The organism is Anoxynatronum sibiricum, assembly GCF_039414295.1.
Lineage (GTDB): Bacteria > Bacillota > Clostridia > Peptostreptococcales > Tindalliaceae > Anoxynatronum > Anoxynatronum sibiricum.
In genome coordinates this window covers 201,711-222,676 of record NZ_JBCITM010000003.1, presented here as the reverse complement: position 1 = coordinate 222,676, position 20,966 = coordinate 201,711, and the positions used below count along the sequence as shown (strand labels likewise).

Sequence of the window (20,966 nt, the reverse complement as noted above, 5' to 3'; positions counted from 1 at the left end):
AGAATCCTCCTGTTCGTTTATCCTGCTGTATGGGCAGTGACGTCTTTACCCCATTATAACCCATTGGGAGTACTACAACAACCATGTCATCGTCGGTTTCCCTCAAGACAAAACAGCCTCTGAAACGAGGCTGTTCTGCTTGTTCATTCAGGTTCATGGTTAACGTCTCATACTTTTAGGCTTCCCCAGTATTTCTGAGAAGATGATGCCGTTGATCACAGTATCTTCCGTCAGCTCAATGGCTGCTCTCTGAGACATTTCTTTTATTTCATTTCCGTATATCGGACTCTCACGCTTCATTGTTTCGCTGGGTTCAACATTCCGCCCGCCTGTTGACTGCCCAGTCCCTCTATTCTTTGCTGCAGCGGTCACTGAAGATTTGGCAGACCTGGTGACCATCGCAGGGTCTTGCATTTCCAGACTGCGATCTTCAGGCACTTGTTCCGAAGCCTGCTTGAACTCATCCACCAGCTCCTGTTGCATTTCTCTGAAGAGATCTTGCAGTGTTCTTTTTGCCGGGCGGGCAGGCTTGGGAGGCTGAGATGGATGCTGAGTTTTAGGTTGACTGGCAGCCACTTTTGGCTGCTGGTTTTCCATTGGTTGAGGTTGCTGACGTTGTTGCCGTTGTTGGGCTTGTTTACGCCTGTTGGCCATCGAACTGATGACCACAAATACAATGAAGATAAGGATGCTTTCAATTTGCATACCATCACTTCCTTACTGTTCAGTGACAATGGCTTCACCAGATATTTTCAAAATATGCAGGATGTTCTACTGATCCTTATGGTCACCATCATCTTTCTTAATACGAGAAATGGAATTGCGCATTTCTGTATCAGACATGACATTTTTCATGTTGTAGTAATCCATCACTCCCAGATTACCTTCACGGAGAGCTGCCGCCATTGCCTTGGGCACTTCGGCTTCAGCTTCCACTACTTTAGCTCGCATTTCTTCCACAGAGGCTTTCATTTCCTGTTCTTTTGCAACAGCCATTGCACGTCTTTCCTCAGCTTTTGCCTGGGCAATTCGTTTATCGGCTTCTGCCTGATCAGTCTGCAGCTGTGCACCGATATTACGACCCACATCAATATCTGCAATATCGATGGACAGTATTTCATAGGCTGTTCCGGCATCAAGCCCCTTGTTTAGAACGGTTCGTGAAATCATATCAGGGTTTTCCAGCACATCTTTGTGTGATTCCGCCGATCCCACAGTGGTGACAATGCCTTCACCAACACGGGCAATGATGGTTTCTTCACCTGCACCACCAACCAACCGTTCAATATTAGCCCGTACAGTTACCCGGGCTTTGGCGATCACTTCGATGCCATTCTTAGCAACTGCTGCAATTTTTGGAGTTTCGATAACTTTCGGGTTAACACTTACCTGAACGGCTTGCAGTACATCACGGCCAGCCAGATCAATCGCCGCTGCCCGTTCAAACTCAAGATTAATTTCAGCTCGTTGTGCTGCAATGAGTGCGTCGATCACCCGGTTGACATCGCCACCAGCCAGGTAGTGTGCCTCCAGCTTATCGATGTTCAATGCCAGACCTGCTTTGGTGGCCTTAATCAATGGATTGACAATGCGTGATGGCGCCACACGACGGAACCTCATTCCGATCAACGTAAAAATCCCCACACGAACACCCGAGAAAAAGGCTGTTACCCAGAGTCCCAGCGGAACAAAGCTTAAAAACACGGACAAAAGTACGATAACGACTGCTACAGTGATAATTAACCCAATCAAACCTTCCATTCAAAATCCCTCCTAATCGACTTTTTTGACCACAATTCTTCTGCCTTCCCGTCGAATCACTTTCACACGGGTACCCGTTTCCACGTACATGCCTTCTGAAACGGCATCCACCTTTTCTCCTTCTATGTCCACAGTACCAGCAGGGTGCAGGTAGCTGATGACAATCCCTTCTTTTCCAATCAGCGCTTCCTTTCCTTCAGTTGATACATAGCCCAGATCAGTACGCATTTCTGTCGCCAGTGTGAGTCGGTCAAAGTATTTGCTTTTGGGGGCATACTTTAATATCACAAAAAGCGCAATCACCGATGCCGCCAAGGAGATGGTCAGCGAAACAACGGCCGATGTAATGGAGCTGGAAGCCATGACAATACTGATGACAATAAGAAGAATTCCACCTATGCCAGGGAAACCAAATCCCGGGGCGAAGGCTTCAATCAATAGCAGAATAATACCTGCCAAAAAAACCAGTAACACTGCTGTTCCTGCATTTCCAGCCAGAATACTTCCGCCGAAGTAAAGGGCAAATGCAACAAAGCTGGCGGTACCGCCAAATCCAAAACCAGCCGTAAACACTTCAATAAGCAGACCGACGAATCCGACAGACAACAAAATGGGGGCCACATAGGCACTGGTAAGCACCTGTGCCATTTTAAAGGCTCTGGATACTTCCATTTCGATCAGAGAAGCATTTGGCATTTCCATCACATGCAGCACTTCCTGAAGTCCCCTCGCGGTAAGATCAGATAAATCCGCATCAAAAGCCTCAGCCGCTGTCATGTTGAGTAGTTGCCCAGCCGTGGTAATCCCATCAATTTCAATGCGTTGATCAGCCATTGCTGCCACCAGCTCCGGGTTTCGTCCTTTTTCCTGTGCCACAGACCGAAGCACGCCTGTCCATGCGGAGAGTGCTTTTTCTGTATCAGGAATGGTTTCTGCAGAGCCGATGTTGCTGCCTGGTGCCATGGTAACAGTGTCGGCTGAGATGGCGACAAGGACCCCTGCCGAAATGGCTCTGGGGTTAACGTAGGAAGCTGTCGGGATCTGAAGCCCTGTGATCATTTCACTGATGCGTTCAGCCGCATCCACACGCCCTCCATAGGTGTCGATAACAAAAATGATGCCCGAAAGCTGGTCATCATCCTGTGCAGTTGCCAGCGCTCCGGAGACAAACTGTTCCATGGCAACTCCCACTTCTCCCTGCAACGGTATCACGTAGACATGCCCATTTTCATTTTGACCCCATGCAAAGGAACTGGTGAGCATCAACACAAAGACAATGGTCCAGAGCTGTCGTTTTAACGAAATCAATCGTTTCATGGTCATGCTCCTTTCTGTCATTCGAGCAAAAAAAAGATCCTCCGCGGTCTATGTTTGGGCAATGAGTAGAGCCATCACCGCTGATTCCTTCTATTTGGATATATACGCCAATGGAGGCATTTCAATCAGAAACTTTCAGGTTTTCAGTCACCCTGCTTGAACAGGATGGTTTTAACCATTACCAAAAAGGCGTCTGATTACCACTGAACTCACACTTATACCATTATGACGTCATTTGTTGGTAAAAGTTTCCATTCATGATAGGATCGTATCATCATTATCATTATATTTTTTTGAAAGAAAAACCCGGCACAGGCCGGGTTTTTACTTTAATCAGGAAGACAAGCACTGGCGCACCAGCTGGTTCACTGTCTTTCCATCTGCTTTACCTTTAGTTTTTTCCATGACCAGAGACATCACTCTGCCCATATCTTTCACCGATTCGGCTCCGGTGGCTGCCACCGCGTCCTGGACAATTGCCATTAACTCCTCTATGGAAAGAGGTTCAGGCAAATAGGATTCCAGAATACCGATTTCCATTTCTGTTTGTTCAACCAGGTCCTGCCGGTTACCCTGCTGAAAGGATTCCAGTGCATCTTTTCGCTGTTTCACCTGTTTCATGATCAGCAGCTGCACATCCTCATCCGAGCAATCCTTGCGTTCATCAACTTCCACCTGCTTAATGGAGGAACGAATCATCGTGACCACGTCCTTACGGACGGTATCCCTATTTTTCATGGCTGATTTCAAATCATTGGCCAGTTGTTCCTTTAACGCCATTTGCTTCACCCGACTCTTTTTTTTTGATACTTTCACTCACTAGAACTTCTTGTTATTCTTTCTCCGAGCGGCCTCCGCTTTTTTCTTGCGGCGTACGCTGGGTTTTTCATAATGCTCTCGTTTTTTGGCTTCGGATAACACGCCGGCTTTAGCACACTGACGTTTGAAACGACGAAGAGCGTTGTCCAGTGACTCATTATCTTTCACTTTGATTTCTGACATTGACTTCTCCCTCCCTCCGCTGGCACAGATAGTGCATGATCAGTCGCAGGTATTAACTGTGATGTGGCGGGGTTGATTGAACATGTCCCAATTATAACCTATCTGGCCCTGTTGTGCAATAAACTTTTTTACATCAAGTGCGCCGAAAATTAGCCGGGAGGCCATTGGAGAGATCGGCCGCCAAGAAGATGGAAGTGGAGATGGTTCACCGTCTGTCCACCTTCTTGCCCGGCATTGTTGACTACCCGAAACCCTCTTTCTGCCAGGCTTTCCTGTTTAACTAACTGGTCAACAGCTTCAAAAATGGCTGGCAACAGTGTGTTGCGCTGCTCCATGCTTAAGTTGTGAACCGCCTGAATATGCTCTTTTGGAATGACAAGAATGTGGGTGGGCGCCACCGGCGCCACATCTCGAAAAGCAATCACCTGATCCGACTCATAAACCACCTCTGACGACAGTTCCTTGTTGGCAATCCGGCAGAAAATGCAGTTCTCCATTCTTCACCACTCCTTTAATTTGACAGAATTATTGATGGCTCACTGACAATCAATAATACAGGCATTATACCACATTTCCTTCGCAACTATCTGTGCCCGTTCTGTGAATCTTAACCCGGACGATCCGCTGAAACAACGCTTCATCAAGGGGTGCCACCACCCGCACGTAATAACTGGTATGGCCCTCCATCATGTCAGGCCTCTCTGCGGAAGGTTTTTCCATGAGAACCATCACTTCCCTGGAAATCAGCTGCTTCAGGTAGACTTCTTTCATCGAAGCTGCCAAATGGCTCAGACGCTGGCTGCGTTCGTGCTTCACCGGCTCTTCAACCTGTTGCGGATAGGCTGCTGCCGGTGTTCCTTCTCTGGGAGAATATCGAAACACATGAATGTCTGAAAATTGAATGTCTGATACAAAATCAAGTGTTTCTTGAAAATGTGCCTCGGTTTCTCCCGGAAAACCCACGATGATATCGGTCGTGATGGCTGCTTCAGGATCATATTGACGAATCAACTCCACCGCTTTTCGATATTGAAGGGTATTATAGCGCCGGTTCATTCCTCGCAGCACCTGATTACTGCCACTTTGAAGCGAAAGATGAAAATGATGACAAACAGACTGAAGCATCATCAGTTTCTCAGTAAAATCAGCTGTGATCAAGGTTGGTTCCAGCGAACCCAGACGCAGGCGTTTCAGACCTGTCATCTGATCAATAGATGTCAGTAAACGGATCAGCGCTTCCGATTCACCCTGTTCTTTTCCATAAGAGGCCAGATGAATTCCTGTCAAAACAACCTCTTGGTAGCCATTGGCCACCAGCTTTTGAATCTCGTTGATTACCGCCTCCGAAGGGCGGCTGCGTACGGGTCCCCGGGCGTATGGAATAATGCAGTAACTGCAGTACTGGTTGCATCCATCCTGTATTTTCACATAAGCCCGTGTCATGTCGTTGGTTTCCTGAACTGTTAGTGGTTCGAAGATTTCACCAGCCTCATGGGGCTTAACCAGTACGATGGGATGTTTCTGATCATGCCTGGCATACTGCACCGCGTCCACCAACCGATGTCGCTCTGTGGTGCCTGCAATCACCTGAACGCCTTCAATTCGACTCACTTCTTCAGGTGAAAGCTGCGCATAACAGCCAGCAACAGCGACGATGGCATTTGGATTTAATTTTCGGGCGCGACGTATAAACTGTCGTGATTTCCGGTCACTCATACTGGTGACAGTGCATGTATTGATCAGCACCACATCGGCCATCTGTTCTGAGGGCACATGATCAAATCCTGATTGTTGAAAGCGTTCAATCAGTGCCTGTGTTTCATACTGATTGACTTTGCAGCCCAGGGTTAGGGTTGCCAGACGTTTTCGTCGTCCATAACGCTTTTCAAATGCATCGCCTGTTAAAGACAGCTCCGCTATCATTTGTTGCATTTCTTCCATTTTATGTTTCCTCCAAAGCTCCCATTTCGTACAATACCACTGTCAGCAACACCAGCCCCGCCGTCTCTGTCCGAAGGATTCGGGGGCCAAGCCCTACGGTTTGTATGCCAACCGCTTTTGCTGCAGCCACCTCATCTGTGGAAAAACCACCTTCGGGGCCAATCCATATTTCTATACGGTCAAATGCAGCCAGCTTTTCTTGTTCCAATTGTTCTGATAGGTGCTGCCCCTCTTCACGTTCATATGCCAGCAGTCGCAGCGTGCGCTCTTTTTGATCTTCGGGATGCTTCATTTTCTCAAGCAAGTCCTTGAAAAAAACCGGCGCTTCAACTCGAGGAATGGTGTTACGCTTGCTTTGCTTCGAAGCTTCTTCAGCAATTTTTTGCCATCGTTTCTGTTTCTTTTCAGCATCTCCATGGGATTCAAATTTTACCACCGTGAATTTGGTACTAACAGGCTGAATGGCTGCGATTCCCATCTCAGTGGTTTTCTGAACGACCCAATCCATACGGCTCCCCTTGGCAATCCCCTGTACAAGTGTAACAGGTCGCGTGGCTGATTCATGTCGCTTAACCTGGCTGCTCACAATTGTTAATCCCACGCGCTGGGGTTCTATTTCTTCCACACGAGCCTCATACCGATGCCCCTGTCCATCAGAAATGCTGACCATCTCCCCCAAAGAAAGACGGAGCACTTTTCGAATATGATGCACGTCCGGTCCCAGGAGATCAATGTGTTTTTCTGATTCATGGATGTTTTCAGGCGATGCAAAAAAGTGATGCATGCTTGTTCCCCTTTTCATCTGTCTTTGCCTTGACTTGAAGCAAAAACGGCAAGAAAGGACCCCTTTTCAGCGGGTCCTGCTGCTGTTCATTTACGCTTTCTTTTTAAAATCCAGGGGTACTGCTGCTATGACCACTGCCCACTCTCCCAGAGATCGAGCCGAAATCATTTTCAGCCCCGCATCCTCAATTGCCCTGGTCACCAGCGGAACTTTTTCATTGATGATCCCGGAAGCAATCCAAATGCCACCAGGTTTCAGATACCGGTAAATATCCGGACACATCTTCACAATGATCTCAGCAATGATGTTGGATACCAGAATCTCAGCCTGCTCTGATACCACTTCCATCAAGTTACCCTGTCGTATTTCAACACGATCACTAACCTGATTTAGGACTGCATTACGTATGGATACTTCCACAGCCACCGGATCAAGATCTACTCCGATGGCCTTACGAGCCCCCAATAGTGCTGCTGCAATAGCCAAAATACCACTGCCGCAACCAATATCCAGGACAGTCGCGGACTCGCCCACTGCGGTTTCCAGTTCCTGGATACACATAACAGTTGTTTCATGGGTACCGGTGCCAAAGGCCATGCCCGGATCAAGTTCCAGAATCACTTCATCACCTGCTGCTTCGTAGCTTTCCCAGGTGGGTTTAATCACCAGTTTGTTTCCCGGCTTTTGAGGTTTGAAGTATTTCTTCCATTCTTCACTCCAGTCTTCCTCATCCACCGACAGCACAACTACTTCTCCAAGACCAATGTCCAGCCCATAAGAGGGCAGGTATTCCACCGCCTTGCGAATCAGCTCTACCTGCGCAACCGATTCTGGCGTATCCGGCAAGTAGCCTTTGACGACAGCACCCTCAAAATAGCTGTCTGCCAATGACTCATCCACCAGTTCCCAGGCATCCTCACCCCGATCAAGCAGTTCGAGGTCCCGTGGGTCTTCGATGGCCACCCCATTCACACCTGCATCATACAGCACATTGGCCACAGCCTCCACTGCTGCAGTGGTGGTTTTGACGGAAACCTCAATCCACTTCACGGTTCTCATCCTTTCCTTTGGCAGTTAGTCTGCTACATCCCAAACATGTCTTTGACTTTACCAAAAAAGGTTTTGCGTTGTTGGTGAGAATCTTCATGGCCTGCAGCCGCAAACTTACGCAACAGATCTTTTTGTTCGTCTGTCAGATTTTTGGGGATCTCCACCATTATTTTTACAAACTGGTCACCCTTACCATATCCTCTTGGATTTTGGACACCTTTGTTTTTCATCCGAAACACAGTGCCGCTCTGAGTACCTTCCGGTATTTTATGCTTCACCCGGCCCTCCAATGTAGGCACTTCGATGGTGTCCCCCAGTGCTGCCTGAGTAAAAGTGATCGGCACCTCGCAGATAATATCGAATCCTTCACGTACAAAGAGGGGGTGTGGTTTTACCGTCAACACCACGTACAAATCTCCTGGGGGACCACCCTTTTCACCGGGAGCACCCTCACCTGGTACAGTGATAATAGAGCCATTATCCACACCTGCAGGAATTGAAATGGTTATTTTTTTCTTTTTGCGCATCTTACCGGTTCCCTGGCATACCGAGCAGGGTTTTTCAATAATGCGTCCCTCACCATGACAATGGTCACACGGTCGCACATTGACAATTTGCCCTAAAGGCGTTCGCTGAGTAAACCGTATTTCACCAGAACCATTACAGTGAGTGCAGGTGGATGTGCCTGAACCCGGTTCAGCTCCATCACCGCCACAATGATCACAAGCATCCTGTTTATTCACCTGAATGGTCTTTTCTTTGCCAAAAACTGCTTCATCAAATGTAATGGTCATTTCATATTGCAGATTCGCCCCCTTTTGTGGGCCACGGCGACGCCGTGATGATGAAAAACCACCGCCACCGCCGAACATATCAAATATATCACCAAAAATATCTTCAAAGCCTCCGCCGCCGCCGCCACCGAAGCCTCCAAAGCCTCCTTGACTGCCGCCACCGTTGCTTCCAAGTCCCGCATAACCAAACTGATCATACAGCTTTCGCTTTTCCTGATTGCTGAGAATTTCATATGCTTCGTTGGCTTCTTTGAAATTTTCACTTGCTTGCTGGTCATCCGGATTTCTGTCAGGATGGTATTTCATGGCCAGCTTTCTATAAGCTTTCTTGATTTCATCCTGACCCGCATTTTTATCAACGCCCAGTATTTCATAACAGTCTCTCTTTGCCACTTGTTCACCACCCCAACTTTTCAATGCTTCTGTCCCCGTCTATTATAGAGAACTTTTCACCTGGTTTCAACCAGTTCGTCGGACAATATAAAGGCAACCGCATGACATACGGCTGCCATGCGGTCAGATGATCCTACTTCTCTTCGTCGTCGACTTCCTCAAACTCAGCATCCACCACGTTGTCATCCTGTGCAGTCTGTCCGCCCGCGGTGTCGCCTTCTGACTGCTGTGCTACATTCTCATACATTTTTTGAGATATTTCATGGAAAACAGCGGTAACTCCTTCGACGCCTTTCTTCATACTTTCAAGGTCATCGGACTCCAATGCTTTTTTCAGCTGTTCCAGTTCTGTTTGCACTTTTTCTTTCTGAGAAGCTTCAATCTTATCTTCGACTTCTTTCAGCGTTTTTTCAGTTTGATATACCAGAGAATCAGCCTGGTTTCTGGTTTCAATTTTTTCTTTCTTTAATCTGTCTTCTTCAGCAAACTTTTCAGCTTCCTTCACCTTTTTCTCAATTTCTTCCGGTGACAGGTTGGTGGAAGCAGTTATGGTTATTTTTTGCTCTTTTCCAGTGCCCAGATCTTTGGCATATACATTGACAATACCATTGGCATCGATGTCGAAGCTGACTTCAATTTGCGGTACTCCTCGTGGAGCTGGTGGAATGCCAGAAAGTTCAAAGCGTCCCATGGTGATGTTATCAGCTGCCATGGGGCGTTCCCCCTGAAGCACGTGGATATCAACCGAAGGTTGGTTATCGGCTGCGGTGGAAAACACCTGGCTTTTCTTTGTGGGTATGGTGGTATTGCGCTCAATCAGCTGGGTAAAGACTCCACCCAGCGTTTCAATTCCAAGGGAGAGAGGTGTCACATCAAGCAACAGCACATCTTTCACTTCACCTGTTAAAACCCCTCCCTGAATAGCAGCACCCAGTGCCACCACTTCATCTGGATTGACTCCCTTGTGAGGCTCTTTGCCGGTAATCCGCTTGACAGCTTCCTGAACAGCTGGAATTCGTGTCGATCCACCCACCAAGATCACTCTATCAAGATCACCTGCCTGCAACTTGGCATCTGCCAGCGCTTTTTTCATTGGATCAATGGTTTTATCCACCAGGTGTCCGGTTAATTCATCAAATTTAGCCCGGGTCAGGTCCATGTTCAAATGCTTGGGGCCTTCATTGGTTGCTGTAATAAAGGGCAGGTTAATGGTGGTGGTGGTGGTGCTGGATAATTCTTTTTTTGCCTTTTCAGCAGCTTCTTTTAATCTTTGCAGGGCCATACGATCTTTTCGAAGATCAATACCTTCCTGTTTTTTAAACTCATCTGCAATGTGTTCGATGAGAACCTCATCGAAGTCATCTCCACCGAGATGATTGTTACCATTGGTGGCCAGCACTTCAAAAACACCGTCTCCCAGCTCAAGAATCGATACGTCGAAAGTACCGCCGCCCAAGTCGTAAACCAGAATTTTTTGCTGTTGGTCTGTCTTATCCAGCCCATAGGCCAGGGAAGCAGCTGTAGGCTCGTTGATAATGCGCATGACATTCAGACCGGCAATACGGCCTGCGTCCTTGGTGGCTTGACGCTGACTATCGGTGAAATAGGCAGGTACAGTAATAACTGCATCCTTCACAGTTTCTCCGAGATAGCTTTCTGCATCAGCTTTCAATTTTTGCAGGATCATGGCAGAAATGTCCTGTGGTGTATAGTCTTTTCCGTCAGCTGACACTTTGTGGTCTGATCCCATATGTCGTTTAATGGACATGATGGTTTTTTCTGAGTTGGTGACTGCCTGACGCTTGGCTGGTTCTCCAATGATGCGTTCTCCCTCTTTGCCAAAAGCAACAACAGATGGAGTGGTACGATTTCCTTCAGAGTTGGTGATGACAACCGGTTCGCCGCCTTCCAATACCGCGACACACGAGTTGGTGGTTCCCAAATCAATACCGATGACTTTGCTCATTGATTGTTTCCTCCTTTTATCAAACGAATCATATGGTTACTATTGATGAAAATTGATTAATATGTGGCTCATTTTACTGATACACTTTGACCATGCTGGGACGCAGTACTCTGGATTTCATTCTGTATCCTTTTTGCATCACCAGCGCTACGTTGTTCTTTTGTTCCTCTTCAGTGGTTTCTTCAGTCATCACCGCATGATGTTCATGCATATCGAAAGGCTGCCCCAACGCTTCAATCTCTTTAATGTCATGCTTCTTAAGGGCTTCAATCATTTGATGGTGAATCATTTCAATTCCTTTATAAATCTGCGGGTCTGTCTCTTGAACGGATTCCAGTGCCCTTTCAAAGTTGTCCAGCACCGGCAACAGATCTTTGGCCAGGTTTTCACAACCAAAACTGTGCAACTCTGCTTTTTCCTTCTCCACCCGCCTTTTAAAATTAAGAAACTCTGCCTGTAGCCGAAGAAGGCGATCCTCTGATTCCTGCAGGGCTGTTTCAAGTGATTCGATTCGTTCCAGTTGCGGTGTTTCTTCATTTGCTTGAGCTTCGGGCTCTGTTGAACTTGGACTTAGTGGATCAACTTCTTCTGAACCACTCTTATCCTGCATTGAAGCGTCCGGTTCTGCTCGCTCAGATTGTTCTTGCGCTTGGTTCTGTTCTTTTTTCTTCACTGCATGACACCCGCCTTCTCAATATAATATTCACTATTCAACTGTATTCTCATCTTTCCAAATTGACTTGAATTCTTTTGAACTGGCAACTGACCAACTGCATAAGTAGAGTGCAAAGCAACCGCTCCGCACCCCCTTTATTTTGGAAACCGTACTTTCATCAGGATTTATCTTTTAATGCCTGACTCATCAAACGGCTCATTTGATCTAACACATCAATAACATGTCCATAGTCCATGCGTGTCGGGCCGATGACGCCTAACCAGCCCAGCGTCTGATCATCAACCTGATAGGTGGCGCTGACAATACTGCACTCCCTGGCGCGCTGCACCTGATTCTCACTGCCAATGGTTATTTTAAGCTGGCCGCCTCCCGGATCAGTAATCATGCGGCTAATCACCTGTTTTTCTTCCATCAATGTTAGAAAATCTTTTGCTCTGGTGAGGTCACTGAACTCCGGAAAATTGAAAATATTAGTTGTTCCACTGAGATAAAGGCTGATGTCACTCATTTGTTCCAACGCACGGAACATTTCAGGCATGATGTCATGAACCGTTGAATGGAACTGGGCCAGTTCTGTTTGAAGTGTTTGAACTAACTGGGTTTCTATTTCTTCCAGCGGCATCCCGGCAAACTTCTGGTTCAGGAAATTGGCAATCTTTTCCAAGTCATCTCCTGTCAGATTTGGCGGCACACGAAATACCGGATTTTGGATAAGCCCGGTATTGGTAACAAAAATAGCCAATAAATGAGCGTCATCAATTCGGGTCAGCTTGATCTGTTTCAACCGGCTTTTTTTCACCTGAGGCGCCAACACGATGGATGTGTAACTTGTGAACTCAGACAACAGCCGGGAAGTATACTGCAGCAGCTGTTCCAGTTCATTATACTGGCGCAGCAACTCTGTTTTGATTTTGACCCGATTTTTGTCGGCAGTTTGCTTAATTTCCATCAGTTGGTCTACATAAAGCCGATAGCCTTTGTCAGAAGGCACTCTTCCGGCAGAAGTATGCGGCTGCAAAATATAGCCTAGCTCTTCCAAGTCGGCCATCTCATTGCGAATCGTTGCCGGGCTGATACCCAGATCATATTTTTTTGACAAACTGCGTGACCCCACAGGCTCTGCTGACTCAATATAGTCACGGACAATAGCCTGCAAGATCATGAGTTTCCGATCATTTAACATCATCATGATCACCCTATTTTGTTAGCACTCTGCTTTGGTGAGTGCTAATTCTTGATATCAAAATACCATTTCACAGAAATTTTGTCAAGCATTCTCCGCAGGAATTATCCGGAAGACACCAGCAGTTTTTCAAATACAAGGTTCGATAAATCAATTCCCTTTTCAGTCAATCGCAAAAACCCTGATTGTTGCTCCAACAATCCCCGTTGCATCAGTTCAGTTATCTCCTTTTCGAAAAAGGATGCCATCGACCGCCCGTAACGACTTTCAAAAACTGTCTCAGAAATCCCGCGCCGCATGCGCAGCCCTAAAAACATGGTTTCACTCACCGACTCTGCCAGCCCGATCTTCTCGCAGCTCATGTAAGGAAATTCACCCTGGTAGATTGCTGCGACATAGCTTTCCATTTGTTGACTATTGGCAGTTCTTTCGCCCGACAAGAAACCGTGGGCACCTGCTCCAAAGCCCAGATATTCTCTGTTTTCCCAATAAGTGATATTATGAAGACAAGATTTCCCGGGAAGGGCATAATTGGAAATCTCATAATGCTGATATCCCTTCTGCTGCAACCACTCAATCCCCCAACGAAACATGGCGTATTCCAAGTCTTCGTCTGCTGCACATACTGTCCCTGAGTCTCTCTGGCGATGAAGGGGTGTGCCGGGCTCAAACGTAAGGCCGTAACATGATAAATGAGATATCTTCATTGCTTCCAATGTCTCCAGTGATTCCTGCCACTGTTCCAATTGCTGACCCGGAATTCCAAAGATCAAATCTGCGTTCATATTGACAAACCCTGCCTGGCATGCAAGCTCCACCACCCGGTAGAAGTCGGCAGCAGTGTGCCTGCGCCCCAGAAAAGCAAGGAGCGGATCATGCGTGCTTTGAAGACCCAGACTGAGGCGGTTAACTCCCGCCTGACGATAAGCTTTCAACTGACCCAGGGTCAACTGCTCCGGATTTGCTTCCATGGTGATTTCTGCATCTTTTGTGAGGCTTCCCGCTGATGCCAGTTTCTCCAGAATACGACTGGTATGAACGCCTGTCAGCAGCGAAGGTGTGCCGCCACCAAAAAAAACCGTGGCGACCGGCCTTTCAGCCAGTCGACCCCGGTAAAGATCTACTTCTGCCAACAGTGCTTCCACATATGTGTCAAGATCTTCAATGCGGTTGGGCCATGATAAAAAATCACAGTAATGGCATTTTTGACGACAGAATGGTATGTGAATGTAAACGCTTAAAGAGTGTTGATTGCTCAACATTTTCAAAACCTACTTTTCATGAAATGGATAACTGCTGAAATAATCGCATTTGCCGGCAGTCACTTTAACTATCCAGCTTGAGCACTGACATAAAGGCTTTCTGAGGCACTTCAACATTGCCCACTTGTCGCATGCGCTTCTTGCCTTCTTTTTGCTTTTCCAGCAGTTTCTTTTTGCGAGAGATGTCACCACCGTAACATTTTGCAAGCACATCCTTGCGTAACGCTTTGACCGTTTCACGTGCAATGATTTTTTGCCCGATGGATGCCTGGATGGGAACCGCGAACTGGTGTCGCGGAATTTCATCCTTCAGTTTTTCACACATGAGCCGTCCCCGTTCGTAGGCTTTGCTCGTGTGTACAATAAAGGAAAGGGCATCCACCTGTTCTCCGTTAATGAGAATATCCAGCTTGACTAGCTGTGATTCCCGATACCCCAGCATTTCGTAATCAAGGGATCCATAACCGCGGGTTCGGGATTTCAGCGCATCAAAAAAGTCATAAATCACTTCATTCAAGGGAAGTTCGTAATTAATATTCACCCTTGTCTGGTCCAAATAGGTCATTTCCTTCATCATTCCCCGGCGTTCCTGACAAAGCTCCATGACAGACCCTACATACTCATTCAGCACCATAATGCTTGCTTTGACAATGGGTTCTTCAATAAGTCGGATTTCCTGAGGCTGGGGCAGGTTGGCAGGATTTTGTATCATGACCATTTCGCCGTTGGTTTTATGCACCTGATAGATAACACTTGGGGCAGTGGTCACCAGATCAAGATCAAACTCCCGCTCCAGACGTTCCTGAACAATTTCCATGTGAAGCAACCCCAGGAAACCACAGCGAAATCCGAAACCAAGCGCTGCAGAAGTTTCGTTTTCAAAAACCAGTGCCGCATCATTCACTTGGAGTCTTTCCAAGGCATCTTTTACATCTTCAAACTTTTCGCCTTCAGCCGGATAGATGCCGCAGTAAACCATTGGCGTCACTTTTCGATAACCGGGAAGTGGTGTTTGGGTTTCCCTTTTGGCTTCGGTAATGGTATCACCCACCCGGCAATGACGCACATCTTTAATGCTGGCTGCCACATATCCCACGTCTCCCGCCCGCAACACATCCTGTTCAATGGGCCCAGGCGAAAACACACCAACTTCTGTGATTTCAAATTCTTTCTGGCCTGCCATCATGCGAATCCGCATGCCTGGTTTCATTTCACCATCCATCATGCGGATGTAGCCAATGACTCCCCGATAGTTGTCATAAAGGGAGTCGAAAATGAGTGCTTTTAACGGTTTCTCCTCGTCTCCCTTTGGTGGGGGAATGCGCTGAACGACAGCTTCCAATACATCTTCGATGTTAAGGCCCTCTTTGGCAGAAATCAGGGGGATGCCTTCTGTGTCAAGTCCGATGATATCTTCAATTTCTTTTTTTACTTCATCCACCCGTGCGCTGGGTAAATCAATTTTATTGATCACCGGTATTATCTCAAGGTCCTGCTCCAATGCCAGATACACATTTGCAAGCGTCTGAGCTTCGATGCCCTGGGCGGCGTCCACCACCAACAAGGCTCCTTCACAGGCAGCCAGGCTGCGGGAAACCTCATAAGTAAAATCTACATGACCCGGCGTATCAATGAGGTTCAATTGATAGGTTTCGCCGTCGTTTGCTTTGTAGTTCAGCCGGATGGTCTGCAACTTTATGGTAATGCCGCGTTCCCGCTCCAGTTCCATGTTATCCAACAGCTGTTCTTTCATTTCCCGGCTGCTTACCAGGCCCGTGGTTTCAATGAGCCTGTCAGCCAGGGTGGATTTTCCATGATCAATATGGGCGATAATACTGAAATTGCGAATTTTATGTTGACGTGTTGAAAACAACGAAATTCCTCCTTCTATTGACACCTTTAACGAAGGCATTATATCATAAGGGTCTAGTGAGTTTCAATCACTTCATGAAGATGAATGAAAGAAGCTATTGATTTTTAGGCATGCTTTTGGTATAGTTAGAATGTTAATGAGCACATAAGGGGGTGAAGTGATTGGCTAATATTAAATCTGCAATGAAACGCATTCGTGTGATCCGTAAAAAAACTGCCCGAAACAAAATGATTAAGTCGCAACTTAAGACTGCTATCAGACGTTTCGAAGAAGCTCTGGATCATAATCAGTTTGATGTGGCAAAGGAAAAACTTCAGTTTGTTGATAAGAAATTGAAGCAGGCTGCCGCCAAAAACATCATTCATACAAACAATGCTTCCAGGAAACTGTCTCGCCTGACGAAAAAATTAAACCGTACGGTTTAGATCAGATGAAAAGTTTCAAACTTATGCGTTAAACAATCAAATGAGATAAAAAAAGCGTTCTGATTACTTCAGAGACGCTTTTTTTAATATGTCTGAATGTTGACCATCATTTCCGCAAGCATATTTCAGCGATGATCAGCTCCATGGCCTGCTGTGCATCCAAAAGCCCTTGTTTCATCTGCCGGTCGAGTACCAAAAAAGCATTCAGCAGCCACATCAGATCATTTTCATGAAAACGCTTACTATATGACACTGTTTTTTTCACGGCATAGGGGTGTTGTTTCAGTTTTGTCGCCATTTTTGCCGGCGTATAACCCTGCATGGTCAGTTCTTTCACCCGAAGCATCAGCTTAAACTGGTTGCGCAGATAGCCAATAATTTTCATGAGAGGTTCACCTCTTGACAATAATTCATGGAGGCGCACCTGCGTTTCTGCTCCCTTTTTACCAGCAAAACTCTCAATGAGCATGAAAATATCATTCTGAAAAGCGGCGTATGTTGTCTGCTGCACTTCTTCCTGTGTTACCCGTTGCTGATCTCCCAGATACGCCACCAGTTTGATGATTTCATTGCTGACATCCTGCAGTGTCTGTTCCGGTTGACTGGTAAAATAGTCAAAGCTCTCTGCAAATGTTCGCACAGCCTTCTGATCCGCTTTTTTTCCTGCAGCCTCCAGCTCCTGCTGAATAAACCGCCGAAAGTCGGGTTCCTTTAGTCGCGGAAAATCTTCTGTATGAGCCACCTTCTTAATGGCTCTCAAAATTTTTTTTCGGCCATCTGGTTTGACACGACAGAAAAACAGCAAACACGTGCTGCTGGAAGGACGTTCAAGATACTGCAGTAGTTTTTTTTCCTCTTTTTCTGTCAATGCCGCTCCTTTTGTTTCCAGAAATGACGGATTCTTAACGACAACCAGTTTTCGCCGGGCCATCACCGGTAACGTTTCCACCGCTTCCAGCAAGCTTTCGATGGTAAAATCTTTTCCCTCATAAGTGACCAGGTTCATGTCCTGCATTCCTGGTGGGATCAGTAGCTGGATGAGTGCCTGTAGGTAACGTTTCATCAACAACTCTTCTTCTCCGGTGATTATGAAAACCGCCGGCACCTGTTCCACCGGGGTCTGCTGCAATCTTCTGATGACTTCCATTGGCTACCCTCTTCTCACAACATCGAATCCCATGACTGTTTCGAAATGTGCCAGCGCTGTATTATGGGCTTCCGCATTAAAGCTTGCCACAGCTCCTTCGTTGACGATTACTGCAAAACCTTTATTATAGGCATCAACGGCTGTGTGAAAAATGCAGATATCCGTGCAGACTCCTGCCAGTTCAATCTGTTCAATGCCCTGCTGTCGAAGGATCAGTTCCAGGGGCGTTCCGCAAAATGCAGAATAGCGGCGTTTATCCAGTTGAATAATTTTTTCAGGATGCTCCTTTTCCAGACGCCTCACCAGTGTTTCAATGCTGCCATAAAGCAATCTGCCCACAGTGCCTGAAATATTGTGAGGAGGAAAGAGCCGATGTTGGGGGTGGGTCGTATCATTTTCATCGTGCACATCATTGACAACAAACACATAGCCCGCTTCAGTCAGATATGTGTTTATTTTTTCGGCGATCATCTGTTCAATGTCCTGGCCCGGTTCTCCCACCGTCAGCTTGCCATCCGCTGCCACAAAATCATGGGTGTAATCAATGAGTATCAATGCTTTTGGGTCTGATATCTGTTTCTGTGACATTATCTTCGCCTCCTTGTGTTGGTTCTGCCGAATATGAGATCTTCGTCTTAAGTTGCACCAATCGACTTTGTTCGCATATTGATAAGCCTTTCCATATTATTGCTAAAGCGAGTCCGTAGCCTATGAGCCATCCGGATGACAAGAATGACACCTGCATTTCTGCCCAGGGCCATTGACTAAAGTATGAGGTGACGGCGATGATATATCGTATGCCACCCGTTACCATGATTCCCGGCAAAACTGCCAATATCGGGTGAAGCAGGCCTGCCACAATCATGACAAGCGCCAGGGGCATCAAAACGCCCATCACGGGAACAATCAGAAAATTTGCCGGTATCGCCACCAGTGAAAATGTCTCAAAATGGACAGCCACCACAGGCCAGGTCCCCAGTTGGGCCGCCATGGTAACCAGCAGCAAATCCAGCACAGGCAGTTTCTCCGGATATAGACAGCTGCGCAAGGGCGGATATAGCCAGAGGATCCCTCCTGTGGCCAAAAAAGACAGCTGATATGATACTGTTCTCAGTGCGAGCGGGTTCACGAAAGCAAAAAGCAATGCGCACCAAAGCAAACTGCTCTTTGCATCGTATCGACGTTTTAGAAAGAAAGCTGCCACGTAGCAAGTATGCATCACCGCTGCCCTCAGTATGGAAATCGAAAAACCCGTCATGGCAGCATAGCACCATACCGCCAGCGCGGTGGTAACGAGAGCTCCCCGCTTGCCTGCCCCTGTTTTCTGAAGGATAAACTGAATGACGACTGCCAGAATACCCACATGAAGTCCAGATACCGCAATCAGATGGGCTGTTCCTGTACGGCTGAAATGTTGCAGTTGATCCTGATTTAACAGACGACGCTCTCCAAAAAAAATGCTTTTCAACACCTGACTTTCCGGTTCAGCAATCCGGCTGTCAATTGATTTCTCAGAGAACTTCCGCAGCTGGTAAGCTCTCAGACGCCACCAGTTTGCCGATTCTGACACACGAACTTCTTTTCCTGTCAACTGAATGACTCCGTGAAACCCTCTGGACCTCCAGTTTTCCAGCCAAGGCTCTGTGGCAGCTGTCGACAGATCATGCACCACTTGAAAAGATGAAGCGTAAAGTATCTGGCCCGGCATCAGCCTTGGAATGTCATTTTCAAAATATGTCAGCTCAATGATGACGGGTACTTTTACCTGAATATTTTCTGTTTCGATGACAATTTGCTGGATGAGACCTTCATAGCGAGTGCTGAAACGACTGCTGTTCCCTATATGCGTCACCATTATTTTCAGATCGGTCACATCGTCAGTGGAAAGAACACCCATCATCGAAGTCCCTTTCGCGTTTTCCATCTGCTGCCGATGAAAGCCCATGAGGCAAGCCAGCAATACTATGCAAAACAATGCCCGTCGATCATCCAGCTTCACCAACCCAATTGCGGCCATCAGTGCCACAGGCAGGATCAGCCACCCGGCAGCCGCCTGCGTTTGGCTCTCCAGCAACATCCCCAGCGTAAAAGCTGGAACAATCATCATTGCAGGTCGCTTCACTGAGATGCCTCCCTTTTGCAATGTTGACAACCCTTTCGCCATTTTCGCTTAATCTGATGGTCTTGAAATGCCCCTGATTTTAAGGGTGATCAGGTGATTGTTCTGATGACGACATGCTTTTTGGGGCTCCTGTATCTGTTCTCTTTAGCAGCAAAGAAGTTACCACGACAGTCAGTGGAATCGTCAGGAGCAACCCGATACTTCCAGACAGCGCTCGTAATATTTCTGTGGCAATCATATCTAAATTCATAATTCGAACTATCGAAGTGTCATACGCCATAAAAAGAAGCATCAATGGCAGTGCCGCTCCAGTGTAGGCTAAGATAAGGGTATTGGACATGGTTGTCATAATATCACGCCCCACGTTCATTCCAGATCTCATTAACTGGCGCGAAGATACCGCGGGGTTCACCCGGTGAATTTCTGTAATAGCAGAGGCAATGGAAACACCCACATCCATCACAGCCCCCAAAGCCCCCATGATAATTCCCGCAAAAAGCAGGTCACGAAAATCAAAGGAGACCTCTTGGGGAATGTACATAAGCATAATGGCTTCTTCACTGGACAGCCCCGTCAGCCGCACTTGTGATCCGGCAATGAACATGACCACTCCTGCTGCCATCAGGCCTCCTGTAATCCCAATAACCGCTGAAATACTCTTCACATTGACCCCATCAATGAGCAAAATCGTCGTTAATGTTACCAGCAAAGAAACGCCAATGGTCATCAAAATCGGAGGATACCCTTTTAACATACCCGGCAACAGCACGCGAATAATCAGAAAAAAAGTGAACGCCAGTGTCAAAATGGTTTTCAAGCCTTTCCATCGGCCAATGACGAGTAACAGCAATAAAAACAGTCCCAATATCCATAGAATTGACATGTCTCGCACATAATCTATGATATATATTTCCAGGTCTCCTGAGGCCAGCATTTCCTGTACCACCAACACGCGGTCACCTGGTTTCACCGGTACGTCATAGACCGGATTATCAGACAGGTGGTTTTCCACCGTGACAATTTCCCCATTGAGTGGCCCGCTGTAAATTTCAAGCGTTACCCACTGAGTTTCAAAAAAAACTTCTGACTGCCCTCGATCTTCCACTGTCAAAACCCTAGCTCTCATCGTGTTGTCATAGGGGTCTTCAAGTTCAGAAGCAACCACCGGCGTGGTTATCATCATCAAAAGAAACAGCAAGCTGCTGACCACTCGCTTAATGCCTTGATTCAACTGCACGCGAACACCTCCTGATTAATGAACGAATGATTC

At 47.0% G+C, this 20,966-nt stretch carries 20 protein-coding genes; 1 reads left to right on the top strand and 19 read right to left on the bottom strand.

Annotated features, from left to right (window positions below; genetic code table 11):
- Nucleotides 1-159: 159 nt before the first annotated feature.
- The 15 genes from AAIG11_RS04705 to lepA all read right to left on the bottom strand — a co-directional run bounded on the left by AAIG11_RS04705 (nucleotide 160) and on the right by lepA (nucleotide 16,041).
- Nucleotides 160-705 (bottom strand): hypothetical protein, encoded by a 546-nt coding sequence (locus AAIG11_RS04705; RefSeq protein ID WP_343185088.1) that lies wholly within the window; start codon nucleotides 703-705, stop codon nucleotides 160-162.
- A gap of 66 nt (nucleotides 706-771) precedes the next feature.
- Nucleotides 772-1,761, bottom strand: a complete 990-nt coding sequence (floA, locus tag AAIG11_RS04700) for a flotillin-like protein FloA (RefSeq protein ID WP_343185087.1) — start codon at nucleotides 1,759-1,761, stop codon at nucleotides 772-774.
- A gap of 12 nt (nucleotides 1,762-1,773) precedes the next feature.
- Entirely contained in the window at nucleotides 1,774-3,078 is a 1,305-nt protein-coding gene (locus AAIG11_RS04695) for an NfeD family protein (protein WP_343185086.1), read from the bottom strand.
- A 333-nt stretch (nucleotides 3,079-3,411) separates the two neighbouring features.
- On the bottom strand, nucleotides 3,412-3,894 hold the full coding sequence (locus AAIG11_RS04690) for a GatB/YqeY domain-containing protein (protein ID WP_343185085.1): 483 nt from the start codon (nucleotides 3,892-3,894) through the stop codon (nucleotides 3,412-3,414).
- A 3-nt stretch (nucleotides 3,895-3,897) separates the two neighbouring features.
- On the bottom strand, nucleotides 3,898-4,080 hold the full coding sequence (rpsU, locus tag AAIG11_RS04685; RefSeq protein ID WP_343185084.1) for a 30S ribosomal protein S21: 183 nt from the start codon (nucleotides 4,078-4,080) through the stop codon (nucleotides 3,898-3,900).
- Between the two features lie 149 nt (nucleotides 4,081-4,229).
- Nucleotides 4,230-4,577, bottom strand: coding sequence for a histidine triad nucleotide-binding protein (locus AAIG11_RS04680; protein ID WP_343185083.1), 348 nt, complete (start codon nucleotides 4,575-4,577; stop codon nucleotides 4,230-4,232).
- Nucleotides 4,578-4,641: 64 nt separating this feature from the next.
- Nucleotides 4,642-6,021 carry a tRNA (N(6)-L-threonylcarbamoyladenosine(37)-C(2))-methylthiotransferase MtaB gene (gene mtaB / locus AAIG11_RS04675; RefSeq protein WP_343185082.1) on the bottom strand — a complete coding sequence of 460 codons (1,380 nt, stop codon included), beginning with the start codon at nucleotides 6,019-6,021 and terminating at the stop codon, nucleotides 4,642-4,644.
- Nucleotide 6,022: 1 nt separating this feature from the next.
- Nucleotides 6,023-6,805 (bottom strand): 16S rRNA (uracil(1498)-N(3))-methyltransferase, encoded by a 783-nt coding sequence (locus tag AAIG11_RS04670; RefSeq protein ID WP_343185081.1) that lies wholly within the window; start codon nucleotides 6,803-6,805, stop codon nucleotides 6,023-6,025.
- Between the two features lie 90 nt (nucleotides 6,806-6,895).
- Nucleotides 6,896-7,855 (bottom strand): 50S ribosomal protein L11 methyltransferase, encoded by a 960-nt coding sequence (gene prmA / locus AAIG11_RS04665; protein WP_343185080.1) that lies wholly within the window; start codon nucleotides 7,853-7,855, stop codon nucleotides 6,896-6,898.
- Nucleotides 7,856-7,887: 32 nt separating this feature from the next.
- Nucleotides 7,888-9,042, bottom strand: coding sequence for a molecular chaperone DnaJ (gene dnaJ, locus AAIG11_RS04660; RefSeq protein WP_343185079.1), 1,155 nt, complete (start codon nucleotides 9,040-9,042; stop codon nucleotides 7,888-7,890).
- A gap of 133 nt (nucleotides 9,043-9,175) precedes the next feature.
- Entirely contained in the window at nucleotides 9,176-11,008 is a 1,833-nt protein-coding gene (gene dnaK, locus AAIG11_RS04655; protein ID WP_343185078.1) for a molecular chaperone DnaK, read from the bottom strand.
- A 73-nt stretch (nucleotides 11,009-11,081) separates the two neighbouring features.
- Complete coding sequence (grpE, locus tag AAIG11_RS04650) at nucleotides 11,082-11,681, bottom strand: nucleotide exchange factor GrpE (RefSeq protein ID WP_343185077.1); 600 nt, start codon at nucleotides 11,679-11,681, stop codon at nucleotides 11,082-11,084.
- A gap of 160 nt (nucleotides 11,682-11,841) precedes the next feature.
- Entirely contained in the window at nucleotides 11,842-12,867 is a 1,026-nt protein-coding gene (hrcA, locus tag AAIG11_RS04645; RefSeq protein WP_343185076.1) for a heat-inducible transcriptional repressor HrcA, read from the bottom strand.
- A 104-nt stretch (nucleotides 12,868-12,971) separates the two neighbouring features.
- Entirely contained in the window at nucleotides 12,972-14,129 is a 1,158-nt protein-coding gene (gene hemW / locus AAIG11_RS04640) for a radical SAM family heme chaperone HemW (RefSeq protein ID WP_343185075.1), read from the bottom strand.
- A gap of 64 nt (nucleotides 14,130-14,193) precedes the next feature.
- The gene (lepA, locus tag AAIG11_RS04635) at nucleotides 14,194-16,041 is read right to left on the bottom strand and encodes a translation elongation factor 4 (RefSeq protein ID WP_484477156.1); all 1,848 of its coding nucleotides are present in this window, start codon (nucleotides 16,039-16,041) and stop codon (nucleotides 14,194-14,196) included.
- Nucleotides 16,042-16,163: 122 nt separating this feature from the next.
- Here lepA and rpsT point away from each other — a divergent pair, with 122 nt between their 5' ends.
- Entirely contained in the window at nucleotides 16,164-16,427 is a 264-nt protein-coding gene (gene rpsT / locus AAIG11_RS04630) for a 30S ribosomal protein S20 (RefSeq protein ID WP_283407607.1), read from the top strand.
- A 106-nt stretch (nucleotides 16,428-16,533) separates the two neighbouring features.
- On the opposite strand, the gene holA is transcribed toward rpsT, so the two are convergent.
- The 4 genes from holA to AAIG11_RS04610 form a co-directional block, all read right to left on the bottom strand.
- Complete coding sequence (gene holA, locus AAIG11_RS04625) at nucleotides 16,534-17,574, bottom strand: DNA polymerase III subunit delta (RefSeq protein ID WP_343185074.1); 1,041 nt, start codon at nucleotides 17,572-17,574, stop codon at nucleotides 16,534-16,536.
- Nucleotides 17,575-17,577: 3 nt separating this feature from the next.
- Nucleotides 17,578-18,162 (bottom strand): cysteine hydrolase family protein, encoded by a 585-nt coding sequence (locus tag AAIG11_RS04620; RefSeq protein ID WP_283407609.1) that lies wholly within the window; start codon nucleotides 18,160-18,162, stop codon nucleotides 17,578-17,580.
- Nucleotides 18,116-19,696 carry a ComEC/Rec2 family competence protein gene (locus AAIG11_RS04615; protein WP_343185073.1) on the bottom strand — a complete coding sequence of 527 codons (1,581 nt, stop codon included), beginning with the start codon at nucleotides 19,694-19,696 and terminating at the stop codon, nucleotides 18,116-18,118. The genes AAIG11_RS04620 and AAIG11_RS04615 overlap by 47 nt, the downstream gene beginning before the upstream one ends.
- Nucleotides 19,697-19,775: 79 nt before the next feature.
- The gene (locus tag AAIG11_RS04610; RefSeq protein ID WP_343185072.1) at nucleotides 19,776-20,933 is read right to left on the bottom strand and encodes a YibE/F family protein; all 1,158 of its coding nucleotides are present in this window, start codon (nucleotides 20,931-20,933) and stop codon (nucleotides 19,776-19,778) included.
- Between the last annotated feature and the right edge of the window lie 33 nt (nucleotides 20,934-20,966).